Source organism: Flavobacterium sp. (genome assembly GCF_044349645.1).
Lineage (GTDB): Bacteria > Bacteroidota > Bacteroidia > Flavobacteriales > Flavobacteriaceae > Flavobacterium.
Map to the genome: position 1 here is coordinate 1 of NZ_JBIKQP010000038.1, position 17,143 is coordinate 17,143.

Sequence of the window (17,143 nt, forward strand, 5' to 3'; positions counted from 1 at the left end):
GTTTACCTTGGTCAGAATTTTGAATTACGAAAAAAGAAATTAGAATTTTAATATAAAAAAGCCCTTAAAATTAAGGGCTTTTTTTATTACGATTTATTTATTTTAATTCTATTTATTATCATTGATAACATTACGTAAAAGACAATAATCAAAGCGACTCCAGAAAAATTAAACACTATTAATAATAGTAGAGAAATCAGTAAAAATACAATTTGCAAAGCATTATCCTTAAAGTTGAATTTCTTAATTTTTAATGCAAATAGAGGGATTTCAGCATTTAAGATAAATGCACTAACTAGGGTTACAAAAACTAAAACCCAAGAATTTGTCAATAATTCAAGTAGAATTAAGGAATCTGTATTTTTTAATATTAGAGGCAAACTCAATATAAATATTGCATTTGCAGGTGTTGGCAAACCAATAAAAGAATCTGTTTGGCGGGTATCAATATTAAAATTAGCCAATCGATAGCAAGAGCCTAAGGTAATAATGAAACCAAAATAAGGTAAATATATTAATGAAGGATCTGAATTTACTGAGTTGGTCAACATTTTAAACATCACAAAACCAGGCACAACTCCACTTGTTACCATATCTGCTAATGAATCCAATTGCAATCCTAACGGACTCGAAACATTTAATAATCTAGCAAAAAAACCATCAAAAAAGTCAAAGAAAATTCCTAGGCAAACAAAAAAGAAAGCCATTTCAAAATTTTCTTCACTAGCATAAACCAAAGCAATACATCCGCTAAATAAATTTAGAAGAGTAATTAAATTTGGAATCTGTTTTTTTATGTTCATTGGTTTCGATTTAAAGTAACAAAGAAAGCAAATTTAATACAATAAGTTATAGTCATGTACGTTTTTAGAATAGAATTTTTAAGTAAATTAAAAACAAAGATTGGTAATCGTTAAAAATGCATATTTTTGATGAAAATTTCAACACCTATTTTTGTTGCAAATCAAACCCATTTGAAAAATAAATTCTTCATATTATTATTCGTTGTAACCACAATTAACTTTGCTCAAACGGCAAGGAAATATTCCAATGAATTTATGAATATTGGTGTTGATGCGGCCGCTTTGGGAATGTCTAATGCGGTTACTTCTAGTTCAAATGATGTGAATTCGGGCTATTGGAATCCAGCGGGATTAATTGGATTAGAAGGAAAACAGGCTTCCTTAATGCATGCAAGTTATTTTGCAAATATTGCACAATACGATTATGCTGCCTATGCAACTCCTATAGACGATGAAAGTGCTTGGGGATTTTCGGTTATTCGATTTGGAGTTGATAACATCATGAATACAACGCAATTAATTGATAGTCAAGGAAATGTGGATTACAATAGAATAAGTTTATTTTCAGTTGCCGATTATGGAGTTACCTTTTCCTATGCTAGAAAACTAAAATTATCTGGGCTTCAATATGGTGTGAATTCAAAAATAATAAGAAGAATAATCGGAAAATTTGCGAGTTCTTGGGGATTTGGATTTGACGCTGGATTGCAATTTGAAAAAAACGATTGGAAATTTGGATTGATGCTTCGAGACATTACAACTACTTATAATGTTTGGGCAATAAACGAAACCGAGTTCAACACAATTAAGGATGCGGTTACTGGTCAAAATCAAGCATTACCTGAAAATACTGAGATTACATTACCAAAAGCACAATTTGGAATTTCTAAAAAAATTGATTTCCATAATGAGACTAGTCTTTTGGCTGCAGCCAATTTAAATATGAGTTTTACAAAAACCAATGATATTTTCTCTACAAATGGTTTAAGTATTGATCCAGCTTTAGGATTTGAATATGGTTATACCGACTTAGTTTTCGTTCGCGCTGGTGTAGGTAATTTTCAAAATGTGGTTCAAATTGATAATTCTAAAAAGGTTGCATTTCAACCCAATGTTGGTTTAGGATTTAAATATAAAGGAATTCAAATTGATTACGCATTAACTGATTTAGGTGATCAAAGTGCTGCATTGTATTCGAATATTTTCTCACTCAAAGTAGATTTAAGTATTTTTGGACAATAAATAAAATAAAATGTGCACTAGAAAATTTGCTTTATTATTTGTTTTACTCCTATCGTTATTTACACTCAAGGTAAATAGTCAGGAAATTACTCTATCTAATAATGCTGAAGTTAGTATTTTGACTTGTGGAACTGGGTCGGAAATTTATTCTTTATTTGGCCACACCGCAATTAGAATAAAAGACACAACCAACTTTGTCGATCAAGTTTATAACTACGGAACTTTTGATTTTAGTACTCCAAATTTCTACTTGAGATTCATAAAAGGAGATTTACAATATTTAGAAACTAGTTGCACTTTTGAAGAGTTTTTTCAAGAATATTTATACGAAAAAAGAAGTATCGACGAGCAAATATTAAACTTATCTCAAGAAAAAAAACAAGCCCTTTTTGATTATCTAAACGCTTCTTTAAAATCGGATGAGCGATTTTATACTTATAAATTTATTGATAAAAATTGTACCACAATGGTTATCAACACGATAAATAAAATAATTGGAAAACCTGTAATTGGAATAAATTCAAGCGATGCACAAAGCTGTAGAACAATACTTTATCCCTATTTTAATAATCATTTTTATACACAGTTAGGAACAAGTATTATTTTTGGAAATAAAGTTGATTTGAAAAGCGAACAACTGTTTTTGCCTTCCGAGCTTTATAACAACATCAAAGATTTAAAGGTCGACAATCAGTCTATTTGTAAGGAAAGTAATAAGATATTAGAAGTTGAAAAAACAGAAATTCCATTTTCGTGGTGGAATAATTTTTATGTTTTTTGTCTGTTCTTTTTAATAATAATACTTCTTAACAAACCCTCAATTTATAAAGCTTATTTCGTTTTATTGGGTTTACTAGGGCTGTTCTTTATTTTTGCTGGATTTTACTCATTGCACAGAGAACTTGTAAATAATTACAACGTCTTGTTATTCAATCCGATATTGTTTGCATTAATTTACTTTGAAATAATAAACAATAAAAAATGGATTTTATATTCAAGTATTTTCTCTTTAATTTGTTTAATAATTTACATATTTATTTTATTAAACAAACAATATTTAGGGATAGTAGCTCCATTAATTATTACTAGCGGAGTAAGGTTGATTCAATTAATTATGAAAAATAGAAGCTAAAAAAAACAGCATTCTAAGAATACTGTTTTTTATAATAATTGGCATATTCACCAGAAGTTACGTTTTTGAGCCAAGGTTCATTATTTAAATACCAATTTACTGTTCGTTCCAAACCTTGTTCGAAAGTTACTGAAGGCTTCCATCCAAGTTCTTTATTGATTTTTGAGGCATCGATAGCGTATCTTAAATCATGTCCTGGGCGGTCTTTTACATAAGTAATTAATTTCGCAGAAGTACCTGGCTCACGTCCTAATTTACTATCCATTATCTGACAAAGTAATTTCACTAAATCAATATTTTGCCATTCATTAAACCCGCCAATGTTATACGTTTCATGATTTCTACCTTCGTGAAAAACTAAATCAATTGCAACAGCGTGGTCTTCTACAAATAACCAATCCCGTGTATATTTACCGTCTCCATAAACTGGAAGAGGCTTATTATTGATAATATTATTGATGAAAAGTGGTATTAATTTCTCAGGAAAATGATTTGGGCCATAATTATTCGAGCAATTTGTAATTACATATGGCAAACCGTAAGTTTCACCATAGGCACGAACAAAATGATCCGAACTTGCTTTTGAAGCTGAATATGGAGAATTAGGATCGTAGGTAGTGGTCTCTGTAAATAACCCTTCGGCGCCTAAACTCCCATAAACCTCATCGGTACTAATGTGATAAAAACGCTTTCCATCTTCGTTACCTTTCCATTGTTTTTTGGCAGCATTAAGCAAGTTCATTGTTCCAATAACATTTGTTTTTACAAATGACAACGGATCTTCAATAGAACGATCTACATGAGATTCAGCAGCAAGATGCAAAACGCCATTAAATTGATGGGTTTCAAATAAGGTAGAAATAAATTGTTCGTCAACAATGTCGCCTTTTACGAAGGTGTAATTTTCATTATTTTCAATATCGGCAATATTCTCTAAATTCCCTGCATAGGTTAATGCATCAAGGTTGTAAATATGATAATTTGGATATTTATTTACAAACCTACGAACCACATGCGAACCAATAAATCCAGCGCCTCCTGTTATTAATATTTTCTTCATATAGATTTCTTAGCTTCTTTAGCTACCGATACATTGGTAAATAAAACCAATTTCTGTTAGTTTTTTACGATCTAAAATATTTCTTCCATCAAATACAAAAGCTGGTTTTTCCATATTATCGTATATTTTTTGCCAATCGTAGGTATTAAATTCATCCCACTCTGTTAAAATTGCAATTGCGTGAGCATTTTTACAGGCTGAATAAGAATCATCAAAAGATTCAATTCCTTTTCTATTTAATTCCGGTTTTCTGGATTCTAAATAATCAAGATCGGCTAAAACTTTATTTTCAGACACTTTAGGATCATAAACTGCAATTTTAGCTTCTTCTTTCAACAAATAATCGGCCACATAAATTGCAGCTGATTCTCTCGTATCATTGGTATCTTTTTTAAATGCCCAACCTAAGAAAGCAATTTTCTTACCTGATATTGTATTGTAAAGTGTGGTAATAATATTTTTTGCAAAACGATCTTTTTGGTGATCGTTCATAATAATTACTTGTTCCCAATAGTCGGCAACCTCATTTAATCCAAATGATTTAGCGATGTAAACTAAATTTAAAATGTCTTTTTGAAAGCATGAGCCTCCAAAACCAACAGAAGCTTTTAAAAATTTAGGTCCAATTCTGCTATCCATTCCAATTGCTCTGGCTACTTCATTGATGTCGGCACCTGTTTTTTCACATAATTCCGACATTGCATTTATAGAAGAAATACGTTGTGCTAAGAAAGCATTTGCGGTAAGCTTAGAAAGTTCTGACGACCACAAATTGGTAGTTAATATTTGTTGGCTAGGCACCCATTTTGAATAAATAGCTACTAACTTTTGAATTGCAATCTGACCTTCTTCTGAAGGATCTCCACCAATTAAAACTCGATCAGGGTTAAGCAAATCGGAAACTGCGGTACCTTCAGCCAAAAATTCAGGATTGGATAAAATTTGAAATTTAACTCCATTCCCAGTGTTGTCTAAAATACTTTTTACAGCCTCGGCTGTTCTAACAGGTAAAGTTGACTTTTCAACAACAATTTTGTCATTTTTTGCCACTTTCGCTATTTGCCTTGCGCAAAGTTCAATATATTTTAAATCAGAGGCCATTCCCTTTCCTGCTCCATAGGTTTTTGTGGGAGTATTTACCGAAATAAAAATCATTTCGGCTTCATCAATTGCAGATTCAACATCTGTTGAAAAAAACAAATTCCTATTTCTTGATTCCGCTACTATTTCGCTTAATCCTGGTTCGTAAATTGGAATATTATCTACATTAGGATCGTTCCAAGCGGCAATTCTTTCGGCATTTAAGTCTACTACTGTAACCTTTATATGTGGGCATTTTTGGGCGATAATGGCCATTGTAGGTCCACCAACATAACCAGCCCCAATGCAACAAATTTTAGTAATTTCCATTTATATTTGTTTCAATTTTAATTATTTTTAAACGTATTTTCAAAAGGTATCCTCTGCAAAATACTTCTTCCTAATGTAACCTCATCGGCATATTCTAATTCATCGCCAACTGATATTCCTCTTGCAATTGTGGAGGTAACAATATTGCTATCTTTTATTTGCTTATAGATGTAAAAATTGGTTGTATCTCCTTCCATAGTGGAGCTTAACGCAAAAATTAATTCTTCTACTTTTCCTGAATTTACTTTTTCAACCAAAGAATTAATCTTCAATTGACTTGGTCCAATTCCGTCCATAGGTGAAATTTTCCCTCCTAGAACGTGGTATATTCCTCGATATTGTCCCGTATTTTCAATTGCCATAACATCGCGAACATCCTCTACTACACATATTAATTGATGGTTTCTTTTGGAATTGGAACAAATTTCACAGATTGCAACATCAGAAATAGTATGACAGCTTTCGCAAAATTTTATTTCTTCTCTAAAAGAGCTCAATGCATTTGACAAAAAAACAGTTTGCTCTTTTGGCTGTTTTAATAAATGCAACACTAATCGCAATGCTGTTCTTTTACCAATTCCTGGCAATTGCGCCATTTCATTTACTGCGGCTTCTAATAGTTTTGAAGAAAATTCCATTTTACAAATGTACTAAAATTGTTTATTTATAAAAGTAAGTTACTATGTTTTCGACAATTGAAATTACAATAAAAATATCAATTAATGGTAATTATTTATACAGTATATTTGTAAAAATTAATCAAGTGTTTTCAATATTTAAATCCAAGCCAAGACTTTCAGAAATAATTCCTACTGGATATGTAGATATTCATTCTCATATATTACCAGGAATTGACGATGGCGCTGAAAACATTGTACAAACTTCAAAATTATTAGAAAGATTAAATAAAATTGGTTTTTCAAATTGTATCGTTACTCCGCATACACTTCCCGAAATTTGGGACAACACTACAAATGGAATTATAAAAACTTTTCAATCTACCAAGCAAGATTTAAAAGAACCCCTAAAATCTATGCTCCAAAGTTGTGCTTCAGAATACATGATTGACGAGGTATTCCTTGGTCGCTTGCAAACAGAACCTTTATTGACAATTAAAGATAATATCGTATTAATTGAAATGTCTTATATGAATCCGCCATTGGCATTAAAAGATATTATTTTTGAAATACAACTAAAAGGATACCAACCTTTATTGGCTCATCCAGAGCGTTATTTATTTTATCATCAGAATACAAAAATGTACGATAAATTAAAGGATTTGGATGTAAAATTTCAATTAAATTTACTTTCAACTGTTGGTTACTATGGTAACAAAGTTGCAACAGCAGCAGATTTTTTATTGAAAGAAAATTTGATTGATTTTGTAGGTTCCGATGTTCATCATATGAAACATGTAAACGCTTTTGAGAATAAAATAATTATCAAGTCTGAGAAACAACTTAAAGTAGCAATTGAAAGAAATTCATTTTTTAAGTAAATCAACTTTTATTTTCTTTTAAACCATCTCAATAAATTTTTACTTCTAGGTTTATTTTCATCTGAATCTTCACCATATCCGTAACCATAACCATAATTATAGCTATAACTATAGCCGTAACTGTATTTATATCCGTAGCCGTAACCGTATCCTTTTTCGCCTCCCACATTATTAATCACGTAGGACATATTTACTAATTTACCTTGTTCTTTAAGTCCTTTAGAATAGGTTAATAGTTTTTTATCCGTGTGATCTGCTCGTGTAACATAAACAGTAACATCAGCTAATTGTGAAATCAACAAGGTATCCGTAACTAAAATAGTCGGCGCAGTATCGACAATTATATAATCAAACTGTTTTTTCAAGATATTTAATAACTCTTCGAAACGACCATTTGATAACAATTCTGCTGGATTAGGTGGAACAGAACCAGCAAAAACAATGCTTAAAAATTCATTATCAAATACTTTTTCATAAATCAAATTTTTCCAATCGGTGGCAGTATCATACAAATAATTCGACAAACCGATTCGGTTTTTATTAACTTTAAGATACTTATGTAATTGAGGGTTTCTTAAATCTGCTCCAATTAATAGTACTTTTTTATCCATAGAAGCAAAAGTCAAAGCTAAATTTAAGGATACAAAAGTTTTTCCTTCTCCTTTAATAGAGGAACAAGTATAAATAATAGGACATTCGCCTTCTTTTTTTAATGGACTTAAATAGTTAACATTTGTTCTTAATATTCTAAAAGATTCTGCTAGAACTGATCGGTCATTCTTAGTTATAATTCGATGGTTTTCATCAATAAATGGGATTTCAGCTACAACTGGAATGTTTGGTGATAACCTTTCAAAGTCGATTTTGCTATGAATTTTGGTATCCATTAAGAGAATAATATAAACTATTCCAAACGGGACAATTAATCCAATAAATAAAGCAACTAGATAAAAAATACTTCTTTTTGGAGCAATAGGAACATAATTGGTCATTGCATAGTCAACCACTTTTATTGATGGGGTAGTGATGGCTTTTGCAACTGAAGCTTCTTCCCGCTTTTGCAAAAGAAACAAATAAAGTGTCTCTTTTATATTTTGTTGACGTTCAATAGAGCGAAGTATTTTTTCTTTAGCTGGAAGGCTACTGAAATTATTCGAGTTTTCTTGCTTTAATGATTTTACATTTTTAATTGAAATTGCCAATTGCTTTTCCAATACTTTTATGGAATATAGAATATTCTGTTTAAGTTCGATAATTCTGTCCGAATATTCAACGACCATGGGGTTTTTAACTCCAGCGCTAACTAATAATTTGTCTCGTTCTAATTTTGCTTTATTATAATCAGCAATTAAAGAATTGATATTTTCATTTTCAATTCCAATATTTGAAGGTAATAATTCAAAAGATCCATCTTTTTTAAGAGTTTCTTCCAAAAATTTTGCCAAAGCTATTTGCGTTTCTAATGCATAATAATTTCCTTCAGTAGCTGATTTTTTTGTTACTGTAACTTTAGCATCTTCTTGTAAATAGCTCAAGTTATTTTCTGTTTTATACGACTTTTTTTGGTTTTCAATAGAGTCCAACTCACCACTCAAATTAACAAATCTCTCGTTTACAAAATCAATTGTTCTTTGGGAAACCAATTGACGATCCAAAACTCCATCTTGATTGAATTTATCGATTATTTCATTTATAATTGCTTCCGATTTATCTTGATTTTCGCCAGTTAATTCTATGGATAACACTTCGCTTTGTTTTGCTGTACTAGCTAATTGAAGTGAGTTAGACAATCCTTCAACTACAATAGCAATTGGAGTTCTTCTTACTCTGTAATGATCTTTACAAAATTTTGAAATTGAAACATTATTTTCTGGTACTAAAATAAACTTTTGTCCATTTATTTCATTCTTTTGACCAAATTCGAATAACTTATCTGAATTATTTTTTTCAGAAATCAATTTATATCCTTTGGGTTTCAATTCAATTTCAAAAACAATACTTTTTTTGTTTATGCTATCTAAAGGGTCTAACCAAATAACCTTGAAAGGTTTAAATTTCCATAATTGAGTAGTTTTAATATTTCCAATTGTATAATAGGACGTTTCTAAATTCAAATTTCTAGATACCAATTCTAATAATCGATGTGATTTTAAAACTTCAATTTCATTATCTAAATTTACTTTGGAATTAGAAAAAAGAGCTGCTACATCACTTGGAAGTTTCATTCCTCCCTTAGAATTATCCAATATTTTAATCTTTGCAGTTGTTTGATAAATATCGCTAGCATAACGTAAATAACTATAAGCTATAAGAAGTGATAATAGCGCGCCAATTACAAACCATCTCCAAAAAGCAAAATATTTGAAAAGAATTTCTTTGATATTTATCTCTTCAATTTCTGTGTTGTTGTTTTTATTTTCCATTCCTAAATTATCGCGTTAATAAAACAAATGTGGTTAATAGTATAGAAAAAACAGAAAGCACTGTACTTGTATTACCAATAAATCCAGCGCTTTTCACCTTTACATTATTTGGGTATACATATACAATGTCATTTTGTTTTATATTATAATATGGGGAATTGAACCAATCCGATTTTGTTAAATCAATTTTGTGATATTTCCTAATGCCTTCCTCTTCTCTAATTAGCATAACTTCTTTTCTATTGGCTTCAATAGTAATATCACCTGCATAACCTATTGCTTGTGGCAAAGTAATAGTTTGTTCGCTATAGGTATAAGTACCGGGCAATTTCACCTCTCCTAAAATGGTAACTTTGGCATTCAAAATTCTAATACTTACCGATGGATTTTTCAAATGCCCGTTACTTTCCAGAATAGATGAAATGGATTTTTCCAATTCAGAAGTCGTTTTACCACTTGCACTTATAGGTCCTAATATTGGAAGATTAATTTTACCTTCTGCAGAAACCAAATGACCTTGTAATTTCAATAATTCAATTGATGAAAACGCTGCAGAATTAACATTTATAGTATTATACGGAAGTGAGGTTTCGGGGTTTATAGTTGTTATTTTTACATCTAAAATATCATTTACTTGAATTTTAGGAAATGAATAAGTAATGTTGTTCTCGGTTCCTTCTTTAATATCGCTAAACAATATAATATCTTTTTTAGAAGCACAAGACACAAACAATCCTGTAACAATTATTAATAATAGACTCTTCTTTAAGTTGTAATTCATTTTCAGTTTTTTTTAATTATCTAATTGATTAAAGTGAGAATTCATACTTACAAATTCTGGGACAATTTCTTTCATTTTGGCAACCAATTCATTTTTATTATTGTTGTTGGCTATTGTGATTAACTCATTGACTTTTTGAAATAATAAATCATGCTCATCGCAGGTATCTTTCGCTATCATTATTTTACTATTGTGTGTTGGAACTGTTTTAGAATTGTCATTCAAAAGTTCTTCATATAGCTTTTCACCAGGTCGAAGTCCAATCGTTTTTATTTCAATATCTCTTTCTGGAATCATACCTGCTAAACGAATCATTTTACGAGCAAGGTCAATTATTTTAACTGGAGCACCCATATCAAATATGAAAATCTCCCCTCCATTTCCCATTGCTCCAGCCTCTAATACTAATTGGCAAGCTTCGGGAATGGTCATGAAATATCGAATTACATCAGGGTGTGTAATTGTAATTGGGCCTCCATTTTGAATTTGCTCTGTAAATAAAGGAACCACTGATCCATTTGAACCCAGAACATTTCCAAAACGAGTAGTAATAAACTTAATTTCACTCTTTTCATTTTTGGCAATTAAGCTCAAACCTTGAATGTATCTTTCAGCAATTCTTTTACTTGCACCCATAACATTACTAGGATTTACCGCTTTATCAGTCGAGATAAAAACAAAATTCTTAACTCCATATTCCATAGATAATTCGGCGGTATTCATCGTTCCAACTACATTTGCAAATATTGCTTGTGACGGATTTTCCTCCATCATTGGAACGTGTTTATAGGCTGCAGCATGATAAACCACCTCGGGTTTAAAATTTACAAATACCTCTTTTAATGTTACTTTGTTTCGAACATCCCCTATTATGGTTAGAATTTTAGAATTTGAATTTAATTTATCCAATTCCGCTCTTAAATAATGAAGTGGCGTTTCAGCTTGATCTAATATTATTATTTTTTTAGGATTAAATCCAATAATTTGTCTTGCCAATTCACTCCCAATTGATCCAGCTGCACCAGTAACAAGAACTGTATTATTTAGGATTTGATTTGAAATTGGGGTTTGATCTAATGAAATGGTACTTCTATCTAATAAATCTTCAATTTTAAACTCGATAATTTTTTTTGAAATAGCTTCTTGATTTTCCCAATCGGTAATAGTTCCTGAGTTATAAACTTTGATATTCGCTTCCAAACAATCTTCAACAATTTTTATTTTTTCAATATTTGTAAGATTATTATCAGATAGGATTAGCACCTTAGCATTTAATGCTCTTAATATTACTGTGATTTTCTTTTTCGAATTTAATATTGGAATATTGAGTATTCTTTTTGAAAAATCTGATTTTTTTTTGTCAATAAATCCCACTATTTGAAACCGCTTTATTTTTTCAGACTGTAGAGCAGTAACTACGGAAATAGCATTTGCGTCAGTGCCATAAACTACAGTTCTTTGGGTTTTTGAATTTTTTTCATAAAAGCTAATGTTCTCATAAACTACTTTAATAAAAACTCTAAATAATAACAATACGGAGAATGTTATTATAAAATCAATTCCTAAAGAGGGTAGTAAATATATTTTTTTACCAATAAAATAATAGGTGCTGTAATTGATAAATACCAATGTGAAAAAAGTACAAATAGTGGCGTACAAAAGTTTAACCCCGTCAATAAATGTAGAATATCGAAGTATTCCAGAATAAGTTTTAAATACAATAAAGAAAAAAATATTGATTAAAACTACTAATCCGTATCTTGAGGGAACATCAAGAGTATCATAAAATTTAACTCTTAAACTCCGAACAATAATATATGATATTTGGATTGATATTACTGTTAAAAACACATCCATAAAAAAAACCATCCATCTTGGCAAGTAATTCAAAGAGAAGAGTAAATTCTTAATTTTGTTTTTATTATTTCGTAAATTTATTTTCATAAATAGTGGATAATTTTATCTTAAATGGGATTTTTATCTGGAAGTTTAATTTTTATTATATAGCGTTTTGAAAATGATTTTTATATCCCCAAAAATTGAATTTGAATTATAGTATTCTAAATTCATTCTAACTTTATCGGGAAATATTACGGTATCATTATACCAAAATGGATTTTCATGGTTTTCCAACAAATCTCCCTCGTTTGAATATTTTATACTTGCTAAACTTGTTAAACCGGGTTTTAATTCTAAGATTTTTCTGTTTTCCCCTATTAAAAGATCATAATAACCTTCAATGTCTGGTCTTGGACCTACAAAACTCATATTTCCAATAATAATATTAAATAATTGGGGTAGTTCGTCCAATTTAGAACTTCTTAAAAACCTACCCAATTTTGATATTGGATGTTTCTTGGAGATTCCGAAAGTTCTTATTTTATAAATTGTAAAAGGTAATCCAAATTGCCCAATTCTCTTTTGAAAAAAAATCCCATTTTGTTTGGTATCTATTGTTGCAATTACAAATAGTATTATAAGAAATGGGCTTATAATTATTAAACCAATGGATGCAAAAAAAAGATCAAAAAGTCTTTTTGACATTGTTAATTTTACAATTTAAAGAATAAAAAACAGAAATAAAATCGATAGGTGTGCAATAAGTAATTTCTTATTTTCCAAATAAACTTCTAACAACATTTGCAATTCTCTCTCTGTCATCATCAGTTAAATTAGAGCCTGACGGAAGGCAAAGTCCATTTTCAAATAAAGTTTCTGCCACTTTATTACCGTAATAAGGATATTTCGAAAATACTGGTTGTAAATGCATTGGTTTCCATAAAGGGCGAGATTCAATATTTTCGTTTTCTAATGCCAGTCTCATAGTTTCACGCGATATTCCTTTGGTTTCAAGTGGATCAATTAGTATTGTAGTCAACCAATAATTTGAAAAATAATCGGAATTTGGAGCTTTAAATACTGTGACTCCCAAAATTCCTCTAAAAAGTGCTACATAAAAATCGTACATTTTTCTTCTTAAGGCAACATGGGCATCCAAAACTTCCATTTGGCCACGACCAATTCCTGCACAAATGTTGCTCATTCTATAGTTATATCCAATTTCAGAATGCTGATAATGTGGCGCTTCATCTCTAGCTTGTGTAGCATAAAAAATTGCCTTTCCTTTCTGAGCTAATGTATTGGTAACCAATGCTCCCCCACCCGATGTGGTAATAATTTTATTTCCATTGAAAGATAAAACTCCAAAGTCTCCAAAGGTTCCACATTTTTGACCTTTATGGGAACTTCCTAAAGCCTCAGCACTATCTTCTAGAATTGGAATACTATATTTATCAGCGATACATCGAATTTTATCTATTTGATAAGGCATTCCATATAAATGAACTGCGATAATTGCTTTTGGCTTTTTCCCATTTTGAATTCTATCTACTATTGCGGATTCAAGGGCTACAGGACACAAATTCCAGGTTTCTAATTCACTATCAATGAAAACAGGTGTGGCATTTTGATAGATTATGGGGTTGGCTGAAGCTGAAAATGTAAAACTCTGACATACTACTTCATCATCTGTTTTAACACCCAATAAGATTAGGCCTAAGTGTAATGCTGCTGTTCCTGAACTTAAAACACAAACATTTTTATCGAATTCAAGATAATTTTCCAACTCTATTTCAAGATTTTGAACATTAGGTCCTAATGGAGCGACCCAATTTTCTTTAAAGGCTTGATTAATATAGTTTTGCTCCGTACCACCCATATGAGGTGAAGAAAGCCATATTTTTGATTTACTCATGAGGATTATACTTTATAACTTTACCTGGATTACCTACAACAACTGAATAATCCGGGATATCATCAAGCACTACAGTTCCAGCACCTATAGTAGTCCATTTACCAATTTTCAATCCTTGAATAATTACCGCTCCAATACCAACATGAGTTCCTTCACCTATTGAAACAAAACCAGCTACAGAAGCATTTGGGGATATATGAACAAAATCATTAATTGTACAATCATGCTCAACTATAGATCCAGAATTAATAATACAGTGTGATCCAATATAAACATTTGGATTAATTATAGCTCCTGCCATAATAACTGACCCTTTATTTATAATTACATCAGAAGCAATAATTGAATTCGGATGAATTGCTGTTTGATAATTTGCAGTTATTCTATTTACGATCTTTCTTCGATTATTATTGTTCCCAATGGCAATAATTAATGATTTATTTATAAAATAATCTACGCTATATTTATTTGAAACTGGAATATTTGATATTATTTCAATTAGTGGATTATCATCAAAAACCCCCTCTATTGTTTCAAAATTAGATTTATTAATAATATCAATAATAACTTTACAATGACCACTTGCTCCAAATAAATACATACTAATCTCCTTTAAAAAAATCAACTGAAACTGATTTATCAGCAGAAATATTTTCTCTGTTAACTACTTTTTTTATTGTTAATAAAACTATTTTAATATCTAGTTTAAGGGACAAATTGTCTACATACCAAACATCATATTCAAATTTTTGCTCCCAACTAATTGCATTTCTACCATTTATTTGCGCCCAACCTGTCATGCCTGGTTTGACTAAATGTCTTCTTTGTTGAGAATCATTATAAAGAGGTAAATATTGGGGTAATAATGGACGTGGTCCAACTAGACTCATATCGCCCATGAGGACATTAATCAATTGAGGTAATTCATCAATTGAAGTTTTACGAACAAATTTTCCAATATTAGTTAGCCGGATTTCATCAGATAATAAATTACCTGAACTATCCTTTTTATCATTCATCGTTTTAAACTTTATAATATTGAATAATTTCCCATGTTTTCCTGGTCGGGTTTGAAAGAAAAATGGCTTTCCTTGATTTGCAAATAACAACGTAAAAGTGATTAAAATAATCATAGGAGATAGAAGTAATATTAAAATTAATGAACATAAAAAGTCAATTAACTTCTTAATAATAATTTGATGCATTTTATGATTTTTTTTATGTTGATTGAATAGAATTTATTTCTCGAATTCTATTCATCCATTTTGTTTAGAAGAAAAACAAACTTATTATATTGAATTTCATCATCAAAAGTTAAACTTAATTTTTGACAATTTTTTTTCTGTTGAATTAAATTTTCGGGTACTTTTATTATATCTTTAAGTACATTTACTAATGATAAATAATCAGAGGCATTGTATTGATATCCTAAGTCATATTCCTTTATCAATAATGCTAAATTTCTTTTTAGTGAATTTACAAGAGGTAAACCGGCCGCAAAATAATCATAGCATTTAATTGGCATAGATACTGGTGAAGCATCCGTATAGGATGAAAAACCAAAATCACAAAATTTAAATAATTGATATAGCTGATTAGTTGGTAAACTTCCTAAAAAGATAATATTCTTTTCAATAATTGAAGTTTTTTTAACCAATTCAGCTAATGGACCCGCACCAGCAATTAAAAATTTTAATTGTGGATAATCATTTTTCATATATTCAGCTGCTTTTAATAATGTCTTGATGTCATAACTTTCGCCAAGTGTACCTGCGTAAATTCCCCAAATTTCATTAATTGGTTTTGAAAGGTTTAGTTTTGATAAAAAATCATTATTTTCAGAATATACAATTGAATTTATTGTAGAAACGTCACAACCCCAATAAACTACTTCACTTGGAACGTTATTATTGATTTTTGTACCAACCTGCAAATAATCAGGTGCAACTGCAGTTAAAGCAGAAGCCGATTTGATAATTAATTTCCTCCTCAAGTAGAATGGATAAAATAGAAATTGACCCAACCACCTTAATTTTTTTGAAATTTTTAAAGCAAATAACTCAGGCCATAAATCCATTATGTCAATAATAATCTTGGCTTTTGACAATTCGAATAAAGGTTTTAAATTATTATACATAAAAATAGCAGGCTCTTTTAATATTATATAGGCTGGTAAATCATATTTTTTATTATTATCTGATATGTTTTTAGCAAATAATTTTTCATATTTAATCCTTTCAAATGAAATATGCGATTTATATCCAATAGTCTTTACAACACTAATATTGAAGTTTTGATTTATTTGAATATCTTGAGTTGAGTCAATTAAAATTTTATCTTTATGTGAATAATTTGAGATGAACAAACGAACTTCGTAACCGTTTTCGCTTAAGGCTTTTGCAATTAAATAATACCTTCCATGTCTCCAGCCTTCTTTTGGTACTTCACTATAAGGATCGATTACCCAAACGGATTTTCTTGATTTCATTTATAATATTAATTATTAATACATATCCATAATGTAGAATTGTTTTAAAAAAAAAAAGAATTGAATAAATAAAAACATAGATGTTTTTATAATTCAAATATTCTTTAAAATATATTTTTGTACTGTTAAATTCATGAATTTTATGTGCCAATAATTTTTTAGGGTTTTGCACTTTTCTTACATGGTTATGAATTACATTAATGCCAGGTATTACAAACCATAACATTTTATTTTTAATTAATTTTTCAGCTAATATCTGCTCTTCTCGATACAAAAAGGTTCTTTCATCAAGAAAATTAATTTGTTTAAATTTTAAAATATCAATAAACAAACAGCAACCGATTGTTGCATAAACATTTTTAGAAATTGAGTCGGAATATTTAGGATTATAATCAATTACTGCATTAATTATATTCATTTTCGATATTAAAGATATTTCTTTGCCATAAGAATCAATCAATTTTGGACCAACTATACAAATTGATTCATTTGTTTTAATTATATTTAAAAAATCATAAAAAAAATTTGGGGTCAAAAAAATAATATCTGGAT

General features: G+C 29.8%; 16 protein-coding genes. 3 read left to right on the plus strand and 13 right to left on the minus strand.

The window, feature by feature from the left end:
* Positions 1-86 precede the first annotated feature (86 nt).
* On the minus strand, positions 87-803 hold the full coding sequence (locus tag AC9UFV_RS07955) for a CDP-alcohol phosphatidyltransferase family protein (protein ID WP_509574631.1): 717 nt from the start codon (positions 801-803) through the stop codon (positions 87-89).
* 171 nt (positions 804-974) lie between these two features.
* Here AC9UFV_RS07955 and AC9UFV_RS07960 point away from each other — a divergent pair, with 171 nt between their 5' ends.
* Positions 975-2,045, plus strand: coding sequence for a putative type IX sorting system protein PorV2 (locus tag AC9UFV_RS07960; RefSeq protein WP_509574661.1), 1,071 nt, complete (start codon positions 975-977; stop codon positions 2,043-2,045).
* A gap of 10 nt (positions 2,046-2,055) precedes the next feature.
* A complete protein-coding gene (locus AC9UFV_RS07965) occupies positions 2,056-3,177 on the plus strand; it encodes a lipoprotein N-acyltransferase Lnb domain-containing protein (protein ID WP_509574633.1) in 1,122 nt (373 codons plus the stop codon).
* A gap of 13 nt (positions 3,178-3,190) precedes the next feature.
* On the opposite strand, the gene rfbB is transcribed toward AC9UFV_RS07965, so the two are convergent.
* From rfbB to recR, 3 genes are read right to left on the minus strand one after another with little or no spacing between them, the layout of a single operon-like run.
* Positions 3,191-4,237: a dTDP-glucose 4,6-dehydratase gene (rfbB, locus tag AC9UFV_RS07970; RefSeq protein WP_509574635.1), complete on the minus strand. Its 1,047-nt coding sequence runs from the start codon at positions 4,235-4,237 to the stop codon at positions 3,191-3,193.
* Positions 4,238-4,255: 18 nt separating this feature from the next.
* Positions 4,256-5,647, minus strand: a complete 1,392-nt coding sequence (locus AC9UFV_RS07975) for a UDP-glucose 6-dehydrogenase (protein ID WP_509574637.1) — start codon at positions 5,645-5,647, stop codon at positions 4,256-4,258.
* A gap of 17 nt (positions 5,648-5,664) precedes the next feature.
* Positions 5,665-6,285 (minus strand): recombination mediator RecR, encoded by a 621-nt coding sequence (gene recR, locus AC9UFV_RS07980; protein ID WP_509574639.1) that lies wholly within the window; start codon positions 6,283-6,285, stop codon positions 5,665-5,667.
* 44 nt (positions 6,286-6,329) lie between these two features.
* Here recR and AC9UFV_RS07985 point away from each other — a divergent pair, with 44 nt between their 5' ends.
* A complete protein-coding gene (locus AC9UFV_RS07985) occupies positions 6,330-7,145 on the plus strand; it encodes a tyrosine-protein phosphatase (protein WP_509574641.1) in 816 nt (271 codons plus the stop codon).
* An 8-nt stretch (positions 7,146-7,153) separates the two neighbouring features.
* Here the strand turns inward: AC9UFV_RS07985 and AC9UFV_RS07990 are convergent, their stop codons facing one another.
* The 9 genes from AC9UFV_RS07990 to AC9UFV_RS08030 form a co-directional block, all read right to left on the minus strand.
* Positions 7,154-9,568 carry a GumC family protein gene (locus tag AC9UFV_RS07990; protein ID WP_509574643.1) on the minus strand — a complete coding sequence of 805 codons (2,415 nt, stop codon included), beginning with the start codon at positions 9,566-9,568 and terminating at the stop codon, positions 7,154-7,156.
* Between the two features lie 7 nt (positions 9,569-9,575).
* On the minus strand, positions 9,576-10,349 hold the full coding sequence (locus AC9UFV_RS07995) for a polysaccharide biosynthesis/export family protein (protein ID WP_509574645.1): 774 nt from the start codon (positions 10,347-10,349) through the stop codon (positions 9,576-9,578).
* A 12-nt stretch (positions 10,350-10,361) separates the two neighbouring features.
* Entirely contained in the window at positions 10,362-12,293 is a 1,932-nt protein-coding gene (locus tag AC9UFV_RS08000; RefSeq protein ID WP_509574647.1) for a polysaccharide biosynthesis protein, read from the minus strand.
* A 45-nt stretch (positions 12,294-12,338) separates the two neighbouring features.
* Positions 12,339-12,893: a sugar transferase gene (locus AC9UFV_RS08005; protein WP_509574649.1), complete on the minus strand. Its 555-nt coding sequence runs from the start codon at positions 12,891-12,893 to the stop codon at positions 12,339-12,341.
* A gap of 67 nt (positions 12,894-12,960) precedes the next feature.
* On the minus strand, positions 12,961-14,103 hold the full coding sequence (locus AC9UFV_RS08010) for a DegT/DnrJ/EryC1/StrS family aminotransferase (protein ID WP_509574651.1): 1,143 nt from the start codon (positions 14,101-14,103) through the stop codon (positions 12,961-12,963).
* Complete coding sequence (locus tag AC9UFV_RS08015; protein ID WP_509574653.1) at positions 14,096-14,704, minus strand: acetyltransferase; 609 nt, start codon at positions 14,702-14,704, stop codon at positions 14,096-14,098. The genes AC9UFV_RS08010 and AC9UFV_RS08015 overlap by 8 nt, the downstream gene beginning before the upstream one ends.
* A 1-nt stretch (position 14,705) precedes the next feature.
* Entirely contained in the window at positions 14,706-15,308 is a 603-nt protein-coding gene (locus AC9UFV_RS08020; RefSeq protein WP_509574655.1) for a sugar transferase, read from the minus strand.
* A gap of 47 nt (positions 15,309-15,355) precedes the next feature.
* A complete protein-coding gene (locus AC9UFV_RS08025) occupies positions 15,356-16,591 on the minus strand; it encodes a glycosyltransferase (protein ID WP_509574657.1) in 1,236 nt (411 codons plus the stop codon).
* Positions 16,551-17,143 (minus strand): hypothetical protein (locus AC9UFV_RS08030; RefSeq protein ID WP_509574659.1); only part of this gene is annotated, 593 nt, incomplete at its 5' end. The genes AC9UFV_RS08025 and AC9UFV_RS08030, both read right to left, overlap by 41 nt.